General features: G+C 65.1%; 17 protein-coding genes. 8 read left to right on the top strand and 9 right to left on the bottom strand.

Annotated elements, in window-relative coordinates:
* Positions 1–43: 43 nt before the first annotated feature.
* Positions 44–1,171, top strand: coding sequence for a GNAT family N-acetyltransferase (locus ACFW0H_RS05725; RefSeq protein ID WP_422912932.1), 1,128 nt, complete (start codon positions 44–46; stop codon positions 1,169–1,171).
* Here ACFW0H_RS05725 and ACFW0H_RS05730 read toward each other — a convergent pair whose 3' ends face one another.
* The 6 genes from ACFW0H_RS05730 to ACFW0H_RS05755 all read right to left on the bottom strand — a co-directional run bounded on the left by ACFW0H_RS05730 (position 1,172) and on the right by ACFW0H_RS05755 (position 6,427).
* Complete coding sequence (locus ACFW0H_RS05730) at positions 1,172–1,513, bottom strand: DUF2790 domain-containing protein (RefSeq protein WP_422912933.1); 342 nt, start codon at positions 1,511–1,513, stop codon at positions 1,172–1,174.
* Positions 1,514–1,831: 318 nt separating this feature from the next.
* Positions 1,832–2,098 carry a DUF2790 domain-containing protein gene (locus tag ACFW0H_RS05735; RefSeq protein WP_422912934.1) on the bottom strand — a complete coding sequence of 89 codons (267 nt, stop codon included), beginning with the start codon at positions 2,096–2,098 and terminating at the stop codon, positions 1,832–1,834.
* 142 nt (positions 2,099–2,240) lie between these two features.
* Positions 2,241–4,073, bottom strand: a complete 1,833-nt coding sequence (locus ACFW0H_RS05740; RefSeq protein WP_422912935.1) for an ABC transporter ATP-binding protein — start codon at positions 4,071–4,073, stop codon at positions 2,241–2,243.
* Between the two features lie 56 nt (positions 4,074–4,129).
* Entirely contained in the window at positions 4,130–4,684 is a 555-nt protein-coding gene (locus ACFW0H_RS05745) for a peptidylprolyl isomerase (protein WP_422912936.1), read from the bottom strand.
* A complete protein-coding gene (locus ACFW0H_RS05750) occupies positions 4,678–5,487 on the bottom strand; it encodes an alpha/beta fold hydrolase (RefSeq protein ID WP_422912937.1) in 810 nt (269 codons plus the stop codon). The genes ACFW0H_RS05745 and ACFW0H_RS05750 overlap by 7 nt, the downstream gene beginning before the upstream one ends.
* Positions 5,488–5,500: 13 nt before the next feature.
* Positions 5,501–6,427, bottom strand: coding sequence for a LysR family transcriptional regulator (locus tag ACFW0H_RS05755; protein ID WP_422912938.1), 927 nt, complete (start codon positions 6,425–6,427; stop codon positions 5,501–5,503).
* Between the two features lie 109 nt (positions 6,428–6,536).
* Here ACFW0H_RS05755 and ACFW0H_RS05760 point away from each other — a divergent pair, with 109 nt between their 5' ends.
* The 3 genes from ACFW0H_RS05760 to rarD all read left to right on the top strand — a co-directional run bounded on the left by ACFW0H_RS05760 (position 6,537) and on the right by rarD (position 9,063).
* Positions 6,537–6,851: a 3-phosphoglycerate kinase gene (locus tag ACFW0H_RS05760; RefSeq protein ID WP_422912939.1), complete on the top strand. Its 315-nt coding sequence runs from the start codon at positions 6,537–6,539 to the stop codon at positions 6,849–6,851.
* Positions 6,852–7,010: 159 nt separating this feature from the next.
* On the top strand, positions 7,011–7,610 hold the full coding sequence (locus ACFW0H_RS05765; protein ID WP_422912940.1) for an FMN-dependent NADH-azoreductase: 600 nt from the start codon (positions 7,011–7,013) through the stop codon (positions 7,608–7,610).
* A gap of 556 nt (positions 7,611–8,166) precedes the next feature.
* Complete coding sequence (gene rarD, locus ACFW0H_RS05770; RefSeq protein ID WP_422912941.1) at positions 8,167–9,063, top strand: EamA family transporter RarD; 897 nt, start codon at positions 8,167–8,169, stop codon at positions 9,061–9,063.
* Between the two features lie 10 nt (positions 9,064–9,073).
* Here rarD and ACFW0H_RS05775 read toward each other — a convergent pair whose 3' ends face one another.
* Positions 9,074–9,469 (bottom strand): NUDIX hydrolase, encoded by a 396-nt coding sequence (locus ACFW0H_RS05775; protein ID WP_422912942.1) that lies wholly within the window; start codon positions 9,467–9,469, stop codon positions 9,074–9,076.
* Complete coding sequence (locus tag ACFW0H_RS05780) at positions 9,466–9,594, bottom strand: hypothetical protein (RefSeq protein ID WP_422912943.1); 129 nt, start codon at positions 9,592–9,594, stop codon at positions 9,466–9,468. Before ACFW0H_RS05780 ends, ACFW0H_RS05775 begins: the two co-directional genes overlap by 4 nt.
* Positions 9,595–9,731: 137 nt before the next feature.
* Between ACFW0H_RS05780 and ACFW0H_RS05785 the strand changes: the two genes are divergently transcribed.
* Positions 9,732–11,063, top strand: coding sequence for a DEAD/DEAH box helicase (locus ACFW0H_RS05785; protein WP_422912944.1), 1,332 nt, complete (start codon positions 9,732–9,734; stop codon positions 11,061–11,063).
* 3 nt (positions 11,064–11,066) lie between these two features.
* Entirely contained in the window at positions 11,067–11,354 is a 288-nt protein-coding gene (locus tag ACFW0H_RS05790) for a DUF1294 domain-containing protein (protein WP_422912945.1), read from the top strand.
* Between the two features lie 199 nt (positions 11,355–11,553).
* Here ACFW0H_RS05790 and ACFW0H_RS05795 read toward each other — a convergent pair whose 3' ends face one another.
* A complete protein-coding gene (locus ACFW0H_RS05795) occupies positions 11,554–12,531 on the bottom strand; it encodes a zinc-dependent alcohol dehydrogenase family protein (RefSeq protein ID WP_422912946.1) in 978 nt (325 codons plus the stop codon).
* A gap of 209 nt (positions 12,532–12,740) precedes the next feature.
* Between ACFW0H_RS05795 and ACFW0H_RS05800 the strand changes: the two genes are divergently transcribed.
* Together ACFW0H_RS05800 and ACFW0H_RS05805 are read left to right on the top strand one after the other, a co-directional pair.
* Positions 12,741–13,799: an HAD family hydrolase gene (locus ACFW0H_RS05800; RefSeq protein ID WP_459077285.1), complete on the top strand. Its 1,059-nt coding sequence runs from the start codon at positions 12,741–12,743 to the stop codon at positions 13,797–13,799.
* 176 nt (positions 13,800–13,975) lie between these two features.
* Positions 13,976–15,268 (top strand): phospholipase, encoded by a 1,293-nt coding sequence (locus ACFW0H_RS05805; RefSeq protein WP_422912947.1) that lies wholly within the window; start codon positions 13,976–13,978, stop codon positions 15,266–15,268.
* Positions 15,269–15,386 lie beyond the last annotated feature (118 nt).

Below are 15,386 nucleotides of genomic sequence, written 5' to 3' on the forward strand. Positions count from 1 at the left end.
GTTCCCGCTTTTCTTCCATCGCGGCCCGCGCCAGACTGGCGCAATGCCGATCCAGACCCTCTCCCGCCTCAATGAAATCGACCCGCAGCAATGGGATGCCCTGCTGCCGGACGACCAACCCTTCCTGCGCCATGCCTTTCTCGCCACCCTGGAAGACAGCGGCAGCGTGGGTGGTCGCAGTGGCTGGCAGCCGGCGCACCACCTCCTGCGCGGGGAGGGGGGCGAGCTGCGCGCTGCGCTGCCCGCCTACCTGAAGAGTCATTCCTACGGCGAGTACGTGTTCGATTGGGCCTGGGCCGATGCCTGTCAGCGCGCCGGCATCCGCTACTATCCCAAGCTGCTGGCGGCGGTGCCTTTCACCCCGGTGGGCGGCGCGCGGTTGCTGGCGGTGGATGACGCGGCGGCCGGCGAACTGCTCGACGCCGTGGTGGCCGATGTGGCCACCGATGACCTGTCCGGGCTGCATATCAATTTCACCGATGCCTTCGCTGACCATCACCTGCGCGGCCGCGCGGGTTGGCTCGAGCGCCTGGGTTGCCAGTTTCACTGGCGCAATCACGGCTATCGGGACTTCCAGGATTTCCTCGATGCGCTGAGTTCGCGCAAGCGCAAGCAGATCCGCAAGGAGCGCGAGCAGGTGCTGGGGCAGGGGATCGATTTCCAGTGGCGCCGGGGCCATGAACTGGACGAGGCGGACTGGGATTTCGTCTACGCCTGCTATGCCAATACGTACCGGGTGCGGGGACAGGCGCCTTATCTGACGCGGACCTTTTTCAGCCTGCTGGCGCAACGGATGCCGAACGCCATTCGCGTGGTGCTGGCGCTGCAAGCGGGCCGGCCGGTGGCCATGGCCTACTCGCTGGAGGGGGGCGATACGCTATACGGCCGCTATTGGGGCTGCCTGGCGGAGTTCGACCGCCTGCATTTCGAAACCTGCTTCTACCAGGGCATCGACCAGGCCATTGCCGCCGGGCTTCAGCGTTTCGACGCGGGCGCCCAGGGCGAGCACAAGTTGATTCGTGGATTCGAGCCGGTGATCACCCGCTCCTGGCACTGGCTCGTCCACCCCGGCTTGCGTGAAGCCGTGGACGATTTCCTGGTGCAGGAGCGGGGAGGGGTGCTGGCCTACGCCGAAGAGGCGCGAGGCCTGCTGCCGTATCGGCGCGATTGATCAGCCGATCTGGCTTTCAGCGGTGACGTCGGTCTCGCTGTCGGCGGCGACGTCGATCTGGCTGACGAGGGTGCCGTCAGCGGTGGTGCCGCCCCACTCGAGGAAGCGCAGCTTGTGCACTTCGCCCTCGCTGTCTTCATAGACCAGGGTGACCGGCACTACGCCTGTCTTCTGGGAGGTGTCGGTGCGGTGCAGCACCTTCTGGATGTCGACTTCCATTCCGTAGTGATAGTCCACGGGCTGCAGGGCGGCACCGTGGTTCTGATTCTGAATGCCGTCCTGGGCGAATACGCTGGGCGCGAGGCTGGAGAGCAGGGCGCTGACAACCGAGGCCATTTTCATAAGGCTTGTATTCCTCTGTTGGGTTTCGCTTACGAGGGACTCCATCTGACCCGTTGAACGTTTTTAGTTCAACCACCCGCTTCGGTGATCCTCGTTTTGAACGTTTTTTAACCACTCGCAATCGCCCGTGCTTGAGGTGTTGCGACCGTTTGTCGCAGCGTGTGACTTTTTTTCGTTTCTGGGCTGTCTGGGCGTTAATTCCACCCCGACTTAACCGTTTATCTGGTGATTTCACCTGGGTAAGGTGCACCGCGCATTCGAGGTCACGAGGGCGTGGTGCGCAGGGCGCACCCTACCGTCTGTCAGGTGCCGTACAGGTCAGCTGTTGCTGGTGTGGTTGCCCCACTCGAGGAAACGGACTTTGTGCAGCTCGCCCTTGCTGTCCTCATAGACCATGGTGACCGGCACCACGCCGGTGCGTTGGGAGGCGTCGGTGCGGTACAGGACGCGCTGAACGTCCAGTTCCATGCCGTAGTGGTAATCGACTGTGGGGATGCCCGCGCCCGGTTCCCGCTGGAAGTCCTGGGCGAACACGCTGGGGGCGAGGCTGGCAAGTACGGCGCTGACGGCGGATGCGATCTTCATGGGCTGATCCTCTCTTGGGTCCGTTGTCGGTTCCGGGCGGAACCGGATAGGGGTTCCATATGACCAGCCGCGGGCGTCCCGCAGAAATCATTGCGCCTTGTAGTGGAGATCAGCCGTGTCGATAGCGGGGCGCCAGCACGCCTTATTCCACGCCGACGAAACCACCGGTCTGGTGCTGCCAGAGGCGTGCATAGAGGCCGCCGTGTTCCAGCAGTTCGGCATGGCTGCCGCTCTCCACGACCCGGCCCCTGTCCAGCACTACCAGGCGGTCCATGCGGGCGATGGTGGACAGGCGGTGGGCGATGGCGATCACCGTCTTGCCGTGCATCAGGGTTTCCAGGCTTTCCTGGATGGCCGCTTCCACTTCCGAGTCCAACGCCGAGGTGGCTTCGTCCAGGATCAGGATGGGCGCGTCCTTGAGCAGCACGCGGGCGATGGCGATGCGTTGGCGCTGGCCGCCGGAGAGTTTCACCCCGCGTTCGCCGACGTGGGCGTCGAATCCGCGGCGCCCGGCCGCGTCGGAAAGCAGCGGCACGAATTCGTCGGCACGGGCCTTGCGCACCGCCTCGCGCAATTCGGCGTCGTTGGCACCGGGGCGGCCGTAGAGCAGGTTGTCGCGGATGGAGCGGTGCAGCAGCGAGGTGTCCTGGGTGACCATGCCGATCTGCGCGCGCAGGCTTTCCTGGGTCACCTGGGCGATGTCCTGGCCGTCGATTAGGATGCGGCCGCCTTCGAGGTCGTAGAGCCGCAACAGCAGGTTGACCAGGGTCGACTTGCCGGCGCCCGAGGGCCCCACCAGGCCGATCTTCTCGCCGGGTCGCACGCGCAGGTCGAGGTCCTGGATCACGCTGCTGCCCTTGCCGTAGTGGAAGGCGACGTGCTCGAAGCGCACCTCGCCCTGGCGGACCGCCAGCGGCGTGGCATCCGGGCGATCGATCACCAGGCGCGGCACCGAGATGGTCTGCATGCCGTCCTGCACCTGGCCGATGTTGTCGAAGATGCCGGTGACCACCCACATGATCCAGCCGGACATATTGATGATGCGGATCACCAGCCCGGTGGCCAGGGCAATGGCGCCGACGCTGATCAACCCCTGGTTCCACAGCCACAGGGCCAGGCCGCAGGTGGTGACGATCAGCAGGCCGCTCATGCCGGTGATGACGGTGTCCATGCTGGTGATCACCCGCGCCATCGCCTGAGTCTTGCGGGTCTGCTCGTCGATAGCTTCGCGGGCGTAGTCCTCTTCCTTGCGGGTGTGGGCGAAGAGCTTGAGGGTGGCGATGTTGGTGTAGCCGTCGACGATGCGCCCCATCAGTCGCGAACGCGCGTCCGAGGATTCCACCGAGCGCTGCTTGACCCGGGGGACGAAGTAGAAGATCGCGCCAATGTAGCCGGCGATCCAGATCGCCAGGGGCAGCATCAGGCGCCAGTCGGCCTCGGCGAACAGCACCAGGGAACTGACGGCGTAGACGAGCACGTGCCAGAGGGCGTCCACCGCCTGCACCGCGGAGTCGCGCAGGGAGTTGCCGGTCTGCATGATGCGCTGGGCGATACGCCCGGCGAAGTCGTTCTGGAAGAAGCCCAGGCTCTGCTTGAGCACGTAGCGGTGGTTCTGCCAGCGGATCAGGTTGGTCAGGCTGGGATTGATGGCTTGGTGCACCAGTAGGTCGTGCAGCCAGTTGAACAGCGGCCGCAGGATCAGGGCGACCACCGCCATCCACAGCAGCTCGGGACCGTGCCGGGCGAAGAGTTCTCCGCCGGGGGTGGCCTGGACCAGGTCGACGATGCGGCCGAGGAAGCTGAACAGCGCCACTTCGATCAGGGCCACGATCAGGCCCACCAGCAGCAGGGCGCCGAAGACCGGCCAGACCTGGCGCAGGTAGTAGACGTAGAAGCGCAGCACGCTGCGCGGGGGCATTTCGTCTGGCGCCTGGCGGAACACATCGATCAGGCGCTCGAAGCGTTGGAAGAGCATGGCGAGTCCATCCGAAGAGGAGCGTCGGCCCGGGCATCCTGCCCGGGCCGAGGGGGTTATAGCCGCTTGGCGGAAAGAATCACCACCGGCTGCAGCGGAACATTCTGGTACATGCCGCGATTGCCGGTGGGCACGCTGGCGATCTGGTCGACCACGTCCATGCCGCGCACCACCTTGCCGAACACCGCGTAGCCGAAGTCGCGGCTGCCGTGGTCGAGGAAGTCGTTGTCCTTGTGGTTGATGAAGAACTGGCTGGTGGCCGAATTGACTGCCTGGGTGCGGGCCATGGCCAGGGTGCCGCGGACATTGCGCAGACCGTTGTCGGCTTCGTTCTTGATCGGCTCGTGGGTGTCCTTCTGGTTGAGCTCGGCATCGAAACCGCCGCCCTGGATCATGAACCCGGGGATGACGCGGTGGAACACGGTGCCGTTGTAGAAGCCGGCATCCACGTAGTCCAGGAAGTTCTTCACGCTCACCGGAGCCTTGTCCGCGTCCAGTTCCACCTCGATTTCCCCGGCGCTGGTGGTCAGCAGCACATGGGGCTTGTCGGCGGCCAGCAGATTGACGGAGACCAGCAGGGCGCAGGCGCCCAGGATGAGTTTCTTCAGCATGGGGATTGGTCCTTGTTACGTTCCACTTCGTTGATGAAGTCGAGCAGGGTGGTGTTGAAGCGTTCGGGTTGGTCCAGCGGGGTGGCGTGGCGGGAATTCTCGATGACGACCAGGCGGGCGTTCGGCATCTCCCGCACGTAGGCCTCTTTTTGGGCGACGGGGGTGTAGTCGCGGTCGGCGGTGATCACCAGGGTCGGGCAGCGGATGCGTTCCAGGCGCTCCCGTACGCCCCAGCCGATGATGGCGTCGAGGGACGACAGGTAGGCGCGCTTGTCGTTCTGCGGCCAGCGTTCCTCGATCTTGCGCCGCAGCTCGGCCTGTTCGGGGAGCGGGAACAGCAGCTGGCCGAGACCCTTGGCGATGGTCTCGAGGCTCAGCAGGCGCGACAGGCTCCAGCGCTTGGCGATCTCGAGGAATTCACGCGGGGCCCTGGGGATCACCTCCGGCCCGCTGTTGACGATGGTCAGGCTGCGCAGCAGGTCGGGGTGGTCGACCCCGAGCTGGAAGCCGATCATGCCGCCCATGCTGATGCCCACCAGGTGCACATCGATCAGCCCCAGGTGCTCGATCAGCGCGGCCACGTCGTCGGCGAAGGTGGCGATGCTGTACGACTCGAGGGGCTTGTCGGAGCGGCCGTGACCGCGCACGTCCAGGGCGATGACCCGGTAATGCGCGGCGAGGGCTGGAATCTGGTATTCCCAGTCACGGGTGCTGGAGCCCAGTCCGTGTACCAGCAGCACCGGCATGCCACGGCCGTAATCCTCGTAGTGCAACTGGCAGCCGTCGTTGTCGAAGTAGGACATGCGCGACCTCCTGTCAGACGCTGGAAACCGGGGCCGCGAAGGGGGCGTCGAGCGGCGCCGAGTCGAAACTCTTGATCAGCTCGACCAGGATCTGCGACGCCGGACCGAGGGCCTTTTCCTTGTTGGCGTAGAGATAGAACGAAGGATGACGGCTGCCGCCCTGTTCCAGGGGCAGTGGCTTGAGCTGGCCTTCCTTCAGCTCCCGCTCGATCAGGTGGCGCGGCAGCCAGGCGAAGCCCAGGCCGCTGCTGACGAAATTGGTGGCGGTGGACAGGCTGCCCACCGTCCAGCGCTGCTCGGCGCCCAGCCAGCCGACGTTGCGCGGTTGCGTGCGGCCCGTGTCGCGGATCACCACCTGCAGCTGGCTTTCCAGGTCCTGGAAACTGATCTGCCGCTGCAGCCGGTGCAGGGGGTGGTCGGGATGCGCGACGGCGATGAATTCCACCGAGCATAGCCCGGCGCCCAGGTAGCCCTGGATGTCCAGGGTGGTGATGGCCAGGTCCGCCGAGCCTTCCAGCAGCACTTCCTCGACGCCGGAGAGCACCTCTTCGCGCAGGCGCACGCGGCAGCCGCGGCTCTGCGGCATGAAGGCGGAGAGGGCGCGCACCAGGCGGGCGTTGGGGTAGGCCGCGTCCACCACCAGGCGCACCTCGGCTTCCCAGCCCTGTTCCATGTGGTGGGCCAGCTCTTCCAGTTGGCTGGCCTGCTTGACCAGTTGCCGCGAGCGGCGCAGCAGCACTTCTCCGGCCTCGGTCAGCACCGCCTTGCGGCCTTCGATGCGCAGTAGCGGTACGCCCAACTGTTCCTGCATGCGCGCAACCGTGTAGCTGACCGAGGATTGCGAGCGGTGGGTGGCTTCTGCGGCCTGGGCGAAGCCGCCGTGATCCACCACCGCTTGCAGGGTTCGCCACTGGTCCAGGGTTACGCGCGGGGCTTTCATGCTGTGCTGCTCCTATTGCTGCTTATGCCGGCAGATTGCGCGCGCCCATGGCGCTGATTCCGCTTGCGGCCCTCTGTTAAGCTGGCGCCCTCTGCACTGGAGATCGCCCATGAAAAAACTGTGCTGTGCCTTGTTCGTCCTGCTGCCGACCCTGGTCTTCGCCTACCCCATCGAGGTGGAGAAGCAGTACAACGGCGCCGAGATCGTCTACGACACCACCGACATCGACCACAACCTGGCGGCCATCAATATCCAGAACGTCGGTGGAACCACGGCCGAGTGCAAGGCGGTGTTCGTCAATGGCCCGGAAACCCCCAAGGTACGCAAGACGATCATCGAAAGCGGCAAGAGCGCCTATGTGACCGCCAATTTCACGCGATCGGTGATCAAGCTGCGGATCAAGCTCACCTGCAATCCCAAATAAGCGAGGCACGATTCAGGCACAGGAACCAGCCTAGTGCCCCTCCTGCTACAAATCAACTTTCTTGATGTTTTTAGGCGGATATTTACGCTTTTATATCGATTCGTGACGACCTAATCTGCACTCCATCGACGCAATCAACCCCCGATGGAGGTAGTCCACATGTCCCGCGTACTCGTCATCGAAAGCAGCGCCCGCCAGCAAGGTTCAGTTTCCCGCCAGCTCACCCAGGACTTCATCGCCCAGTGGCAGGCCGCCCATCCGGCCGACGAGATCAAGGTTCGTGACCTCGCCGTCGAGCAGGTGCCGCACCTCGATGCCGACCTGCTCGGTGGCTGGATGAAGCCCGCCGACCAGCAGAGTGAAAGCGAGAAGGCCGCCCTGCAGCGCTCCAACCTGTTGACCGAGGAACTGCTGGCCGCCGATGTACTGGTCATGGCCGCTCCCATGTACAACTTCGCCATCCCCAGCACCCTGAAGTCCTGGCTCGACCATGTGCTGCGCGCCGGCGTCACCTTCAAGTACACCGAGACCGGCCCGAAAGGCCTGCTCACCGGCAAGCGCGCAATCGTCCTCACGGCACGCGGCGGCATCTACTCCGGCAGCCCGATGGACCACCAGGAACCCTACCTGCGCCAGGCCATGAGCTTCATCGGCATCCACGACGTGACCTTCGTCCACGCCGAGGGCCTGAACCTGGGCAACGAATTCCAGGAAAAAGGCCTGGCCGCAGCCAAGGCGCAACTGGCCCAGGTGGCCTGATTCAACCTGCCTCTCCCAGCTCCTCCTGGTGCGCTACCGCTCCGTCAGCGCACCCTGTCTGCCCGACCTGATTCAGGTCGGGCTTTTTTATGGAGGAAGAGGGGTGGCCTGCGGCCTTCTTGGCATCAGTTCGTAGGGTGAACAGAAAAGCGCTGTCCTCCCTGCGGAGCACGCCCCTCAACCCTGCTGTAGTCCGTAGGGTGCGCTGCGCGCACCGATGCTGCGAATACGCTGGCGCCATCGCCGGTGCGCATGGCGCACCCTACAGGCCTATCCCGGCTGTGGAGGTGGTCTTTCGTAGGGTGGATAACGCTCTTTTATCCACCATCGAGGCGAGGGCGAAGTCCGTTTGGTGGACGGAAAAGTGCTGTCCACCCTCCGAGGTCGCTTACCGGCCATGACGTTTTCGGCAATGCCAATGACGGGTCTGCCCGAATGGTCAGTTTTCCCGATTGATAAGCTTTCCCTCGCGGCAAGGAAGGCGTATGTTCGCCGGCTGCTTTGCGAGGCCCGAAATGATTTCGCTCCACTCTCTTTCCCGCGTACCGAGGCGACCATGAAGTTGTCCGGTCGTGGTGTCGCGCTGTCCCTGACAGCGTCCGTGCTATTCGCCCTGATGCCTGGATACGTGCGTGAGCTGGCGCCGCTGGACGGCGTGCAAGTGTTCGCCCAGCGGGTGCTCTGGTCGATTCCCGCGGTGTTTCTCCTGTTGGCGCTCACCCGTCAGTGGGCGGCCTTCGTGGCGGTGCTCGGGCGCCTGCGGCGCGAGCCCCTGCTGCTGGCCGCGCTGCCGCTGTCGGCCCTGCTGATCGGCCTGCAATGGGGCTTGTTCCTCTGGGCGCCGCTGCAGGGGCGGATGTTGGAGGTGTCCCTGGGCTACTTCCTGCTGCCCCTGGCCATGGTCGTGGTCGGCCGGGTGTTCTATGCCGAGCGCCTGCGTCCCTTGCAGCTGCTGGCGGTGGGTTGCGCGGTGCTGGGCGTGCTCCATGAACTCTGGCTGACCCGCGCCTTCTCCTGGCTGACCCTGGTCACCGCCCTGGGTTACCCACCTTATTTCATGCTGCGTCGCTGGATGCGGCTGGATGCCCTGTCCGGTTTCATCCTGGAAATGGCGGTGCTGGCGCCCCTGGCAATCTGGCTGATCATGAGCTTTTCGCCACCGGGCGCCTTCAGCCAGGCGCCTCAGCTCTGGTGGCTGATTCCCGGCCTGGGGCTGCTGGGCACCTTGGCCTTCGCCGCCATGATGGCCTCCAGCCGCCTGTTGCCCCTGGGGCTGTTCGGCATCCTCAGCTACGTGGAGCCAGTACTGCTGTTCGCGGTGGCGGTGGCGTTCCTCGGCGAGACCTTCAACCCGGCCCAGCTCTGGACCTACCTGCCGATCTGGCTGGCGGTGCTGCTGATCGGCTGGGACAGCGCCGTGCTGTTGCGCAGGCAGGCCCGGAAAGGTTTCTGAGCAGGGCCGTTCAACAGTCCGCCAGGGCCACCAGTACATGGTCCCGCAGCAGCGGGGCCAGATTCTCCGGATGCGGCTCGCCGGGCTCCAGCCAGGCCAGCTCTTCCAGTTCGGCGGCCGCTTCCACCGCATGGGGCAGGCGGGCGACGAATATCTCGGCATCGACCCAGGTGTTCGCTTCATTGGCGGCCGGCGCATGGAAGCGGCCCAAGGGTGTCAGTGCCGAGGCCTCCAGGCGCAGTTGAAGTTCCTCCCAGAGTTCACGTTGCAGGGCTTCGACCGGGCTTTCGCCGGACTCGCGCTTGCCGCCGGGCAGCATCAGCGCGCGGGTGCCGCGCTTGCGCACCAGCAGCAGGCGGCCGTGTGGATCCAGCAGGCAGGCGGCGGCTATGTTCAGGGTGGTCATGGGGCCTCGATTTCGGGCAGGAGTCGGTCGTGCAGCTGCACCACGCCGGTGGGGAAGCTGTGCTGCTTGCGGAACAGGAGCCGGCGCTCGAGGCTGGCGACGCAGTAGATCAGGGCTGCGCTCATGCTCCGGCTCCCGGTTCAGGTGCGCAGAGCATATTGCGCGATGGGTTTTCTGTCGCCCATTCGCTCGGAAATCGGGCGTTCCGGCGCGACTCCGGGTAACCTATGCAGCTATTTACGCTTTCGACCGAGGTAACCCAGTGTTCTCCCAATTCGCCCTGCACGAACGTCTGCTCAAGGCCGTTGCCGAACTCAAATTCGTCGAGCCGACCCCGGTGCAGGTGGCGGCCATCCCGCCGGCCCTGGAAGGACGCGACCTGCGGGTGACTGCCCAGACCGGCAGTGGCAAGACCGCCGCTTTCGTCCTGCCGCTGCTCAACCGCCTGATCGGCGAAGCCAAGCCCCGCGAGCGCATCCGGTCGCTGATCCTGCTGCCGACCCGCGAACTGGCGCAGCAGACCCTGAAAGAGGTCGAGCGTTTTTCCCAGTTCACCTTCATCAAGTCCGGCATCGTCACCGGCGGCGAAGACTTCAAGGTGCAGGCAGCGATGTTGCGCAAGCTGCCCGACGTGCTGGTCGCCACTCCAGGTCGCCTGATCGAGCACCTGAACGCCGGCACCGTAGATTTGCGCGAGGTGGAAGTGCTGGTACTGGACGAGGCCGACCGCATGCTCGACATGGGTTTCGCCGAGGACATGCAGCGCATCACCGAGCTCTGCGCCAACCGTGAGCAGACCCTGCTGTTCTCCGCTACTACGGGTGGCGCCGCGCTGCGCGAGGTTTCCGCCAACGTGCTGCGCGACCCGCTGCACCTGCGCCTGAACAGCGTCGACCAGCTCAACGAGAGCACCCGCCAGCAGATCATCACGGCCGACCATCCCGAGCACAAGGAAGAGCTGGCGCGCTGGCTGCTGGCTAACGAGACCTACCAGAAGGCGATCATCTTCACCAACACCCGCGCCCAGGCCGACCGCCTCTACGGCCACCTGGTGGCCGGCGGCTACAAGGCCTTCGTGCTCCACGGCGACAAGGACCAGAAGGACCGCAAGCTGGCCATCGAGCGGGTGAAGCAGGGCGGCACCAAGGTGCTGGTGGCCACCGATGTCGCTGCACGCGGCCTGGACATCGAAGGCCTCGACCTGGTGATCAACTTCGATATGCCGCGTTCCGGCGACGAGTATGTGCACCGCGTCGGCCGTACCGGCCGTGCCGGCGGCGAGGGCCTGGCGATCTCGCTGATCTGCCATAACGACTGGAACCTGATGTCGAGCATCGAGCGCTACTTGAAGCAGAGTTTCGAGCGCCGCGTCATCAAGGAGCTCAAGGGCACCTACAGCGGTCCGAAGAAGGTCAAGGCGTCCGGCAAGGCCGCCGGCGCCAAGAAGAAAAAGACCGAGAAGAAGGGCGACAAGAAGGCGCCCGCCAAGGCCGCCGCGCCCAAGCGCAAGCCGAGCAAGCCGCGCGAGGAATCCCGTGTGGTCAGCAATGACGGCATGGCGCCGCTCAAGCGCAAGAAGCCGGCGGCGGAGTAAGCCTTGTCACTGGAGTTCGCCTGGCCCGTCCAGGCGCTGCTGCTGATCTACCTGCTGATGAGCCTGCTGTGCTTCGTCGCCTATTGGCGTGACAAGCGCTTCGCGGTGGCCGGTGCGCAACGCATCCCGGAATCACGCCTGCATCTCTACGAGCTGCTGGGCGGCTGGCCGGGTGGCCTGCTGGCGCAAAGGCTGATCCGTCACAAGAACCGCAAGGTGGCCTACCAGGTGAGGTTCTGGCTGATCGTGGCGATGCACCTGGGGGCGTTGGGGTATTGGCTGCTGGGCTAAGCCTTGGCAGGTCTGCGACCTGCTTGGCGAATGAATTCGCCCCTACAGGACAGGCGCCAGATTCAGCGGCGGCCCGGACCGATGGTGGAAATCCCCAAAGGGATTTCCACCCTACGCCAGGCCCCAGCTTGGCACGGATGGCTCCCTCTCCCTTCAGGGAGAGGGTTGGGGAGAGGGCCCTTGCGGTCAGGCGCCCACCTCAAGGCACCAGCACGATCTTCCCGTCCCGTTCGCCAGCGGCCGCGGCGGCCACGGCTTCCTTGATCCGGCCGATGTCGTAGCTGGCGGCGATGCGCGCCTTGAGCTTGCCGCTGGCGATCAGCTGGATCAGCTCGCCGAACAGCTGCATCTGCTGTTGCGGGGTGGCCTGGCGGAACCAGCGGGCCAGCCAGAATCCCTTCAGGGTCACGTCGCGGAACACGAAGGAGCCGGGGTTGACCTGGCAGGGCTCGCCGCTCATGCGTCCGTAGTTCACCAGTACGCCGCCTTCGGCCAGGCTGGCGGCCAGGTGGTCGGTGGAGACACCGCCCACGGCGTCGATGCCCAGTTTCACCGGGGCGCCACCGGTGGCTTCGCGTACACGCTGGGGCAGGTCGGGGCCATCCACCAGCACCTCGTCGCCGCCTTCGGCCTGCACGGCCGCCACAGCCGAATCGCGGCGCACCACGTTGATCGTCTTCAGGCCACGGATCTTCGCCAGCTGGATCAGGTAGCTGCCCACCCCCGAGTTGGCGGCGTTCTGGATCACCCAATCGCCCACTTGCAGGTCGACGAAGTCGCGCAGCATCAGGTAGGCGGTGGGCGGATTCACGGTCAGCATCGCCAACTGCTGCGGATCGGCGCTGGGTAGCGGGATCAGCTGCCTGGCGTCGGCGATCAGGTGGGTGCGCCAGGTGCCGCAGCCCACCGGCAGCAGCACGGTCTGGCCGGGTTTGAGGTTGCCGACGTCGGCGGCGACTTCCAGCACTTCGCCCACGCCCTCATTGCCGCCGATGGCGGGGAGCGGCGGCAGCATGCCGTACTGGCCGGTCAGGGTGAGTACATCGGAGGGGTTGATGGGTGCGGCCAGCACCTTCACCAACGCCTGGCCGGCGCCAACGGGCGGCAGCTCGAACTCCACGGCTTCGATCACGTCCTGGGGCACCGGGCCACGGGTCTTGTATTCGGCTTTGAGCATGGCGCTTCTCCTGGCGGCTTTGGGGGAGCCTGAGTCTAGCCGCTGTCGCGCCAGAGGCGCTGAATCCCCGGGCATTTGCGGCGTTGATGGCATGGCGCGATCTGGACGCTGGAGGTCGCTATGGAGCCGGTCCGGGGCGGGACCTTTGCTAGGTTCGGCGGTGAAGCTGGAGTAGGGCTTCCTCCCGTCACATATAAGGAATAAGAAGAATGAAGATCGCCAAGACACTGATGTCCGTCGTACTCAGCCTGGGCCTGGCCGGCGCCGCCCAGGCCGCCACCGAGCTGAAGCACTGGCCGGAACCTGCCGCCAAGCAGTTGGACGCGCTGATCGCCAAGCATGCCAACCAGGGCAACTTCGCCGTATTCGACATGGACAACACCAGCTACCGCTACGACCTGGAGGAGTCCCTGCTGCCTTTCCTTGAGATGAAGGGCGTGCTCACCCGCGAGAAGCTCGATCCCTCTCTCAAGCTGATCCCGTTCAAGGATGTGAAGGGCCACAAGGAAAGCCTCAACAGTTACTACTACCGGCTCTGCGAGGTGGATGACCTGGTCTGCTACCCCTGGGTCGCCCAGGTGTTCTCCGGCTTCACCCTGCGTGAGCTGAAGGGTTACGTCGACGAGCTGATGGCCTATGGCAAGCCGGTTCCCGCCACCTACTACGAAGGCGACGAGGTGAAGACCATCGAGATCAACCCGCCGAAGGTCTTCAGCGGCCAGAAGGAGCTGATGAACAAGCTCAGCGAGAACGGCATCGAGGTCTACATCATGACCGCCGCCCTGGAAGAGCTGGTGCGCATGGTCGCCTCGGACCCGAAGTATGGCTACAACGTGAAACCGGAGAACGTCATCGGTGTCACCACGCTGCTGAAGGACCCCAAGACCGGCGCCGTGACCACCAGCCGCAAGCAGATCACCGATGGCCAGTATGACCAGAAGGCCAACCTCGACCTGGAGCTGACGCCGTACCTCTGGACCCCGGCCACCTGGATGTCCGGCAAGCATGCGGCGGTGCTCACCTACATCGATGAATGGAAGAAACCCATCCTGGTGGCCGGCGATACCCCCATCAGCGACGGCTACATGATGTTCCACGGCACCGACGTCGGCAAAGGCGGCATCAACCTCTGGATCAACCGCAAGGCCAAGTACATGGACCAGATCAGCGCCATGCAGAAGAAGAATGCCGAGGCCCAGGCCAAGCAGGGCCTGCCGGTGACGGCGGACAAGAACTGGGTGGTGGTGACCCCCGAACAGATCCAGTGACCCCTGAGCCAGACGTGTGATGAAAGCGGCCGCCCAAGGGCGGCCGCTCCGCTTTGCACTAGAGTGATTGCTGTCGGCCCGATCGGTGAGTCCGGCTGTCCCGGCTGGACAGTGAAGCCTTGCATCGTGGCTGCTACCCTGCCGGGCCTTGCTTGAACCCTGTCACGGAGTGATCGATGAAGTACCTGGCGCTCGCCCTCAGCCTGAGCCTGGCCGGCCTGCCGTCTGCGGCCCTGGCCTGGTCCAACCACGCCCTGGGCACCGCCCTGGCGCTGGCCAGCCTGCCGCAGGTCAAGGACGCGCCGGCCGTGGAGGTGGAAAGCCTGGAGTCCTTCCTGGAGGAGGAGGGCGTTGCCCTGGAGCAGTTCCTGGATGAGCAGGAGGAGTTCTTCCGCGACAACCTGCCGGACTATCCGCCCCGGCCTGACGACCTGCGCTGGATACCCACCCACGGCGGCGACCATCGGCGGGCTTTCCTGATGGCGCTGCGGGTGAACCCCGAGATCAAACTTGCCTATTTCGTCCAGGCCCTGCCGGGTATGGACTGGAGTGGTCGAACGCCCCTGGATGCTGCCGACGTCCTGGTGTTCCGCAAGCTCAGTCCATGGCTCGAATGGCGTTTCTACCAGGTGCAGCCCGGCGACAAGTTGCCGGCGCTGGCGGTGGTGGCCAGCGCCGCCGACGAACCGGACTACGGCCACGACATCAATCTGTTCAGCGACAACCCCGGCGAAGCGGGGAGCCGCTACAACTTCGGCAAGCAGCCCTTCGGCGATGCCCGCTTCGAATATTCGTCCCAGGCCCCCTTCCATATCGGCTACTACCACGAGGATGAACTCATCTTCCGCGCCGCGCCGTATCTGAAGCGGACCTATCCCGAGGTGCGGGTGTACCAGTATCTCGGCCTGGCGCGTTTCGCCTTCGAGAGCGGCCACCCCTACTGGGGCTACCGCTTTCTGGGCTGGGGCCTGCACTACATCCAGGACCTGACTCAGCCCTACCATGCCAAGGCCCTGCCGGGGCACGGCACACCCGCTCTGGTGTGGATCGCACTCAAGGCCGCTGTAGGCCTGGATAGCGACAAGCTGGCGGCCATCGAGCAGGTGGCCGACCGCCACACGCAGGTGGAGCAGTACCAGGCCGACTGGCTACGCCGGCTGCTGCGAGAGGGGCGCAATGACAGCCTCCTGTTGCGTGCCTACGCCGACAGCCGGGCGGATGGCCAGTATCCGCCCTTCGACGGTGAGTCCCTGCGCCAGGTGGTATCCCAGGAGGCCTACGATGTCGCCGAGGACTTCGACGGTCGTATCGCCCACTGGCTGGCGGGTGGCCAGGCGCCAGCGGGCTTCAGTCAGGGCAACAAGCTGGCGCCACTGCTCGACGACGTCATGCTGGACCACGCGCTGGTGAGGCTGATCCGCCATTTCGGCAGCCACAGCCGCAACGCCACCCGCGCCACCCTGCCTTGATTCGCACCAAGGGGTGGCCCCGGTCGGGCGAACAGACGTGATACTGTGCAGCGATCCGGTTCATCCGGCTCCTGCTGTGGAGGGAGTCGGAAGAGGCTGGCAAGGGCCCCGCACTGCG

The organism is Metapseudomonas cellulosilytica, assembly GCF_049334135.1.
Taxonomy (GTDB): domain Bacteria; phylum Pseudomonadota; class Gammaproteobacteria; order Pseudomonadales; family Pseudomonadaceae; genus Metapseudomonas.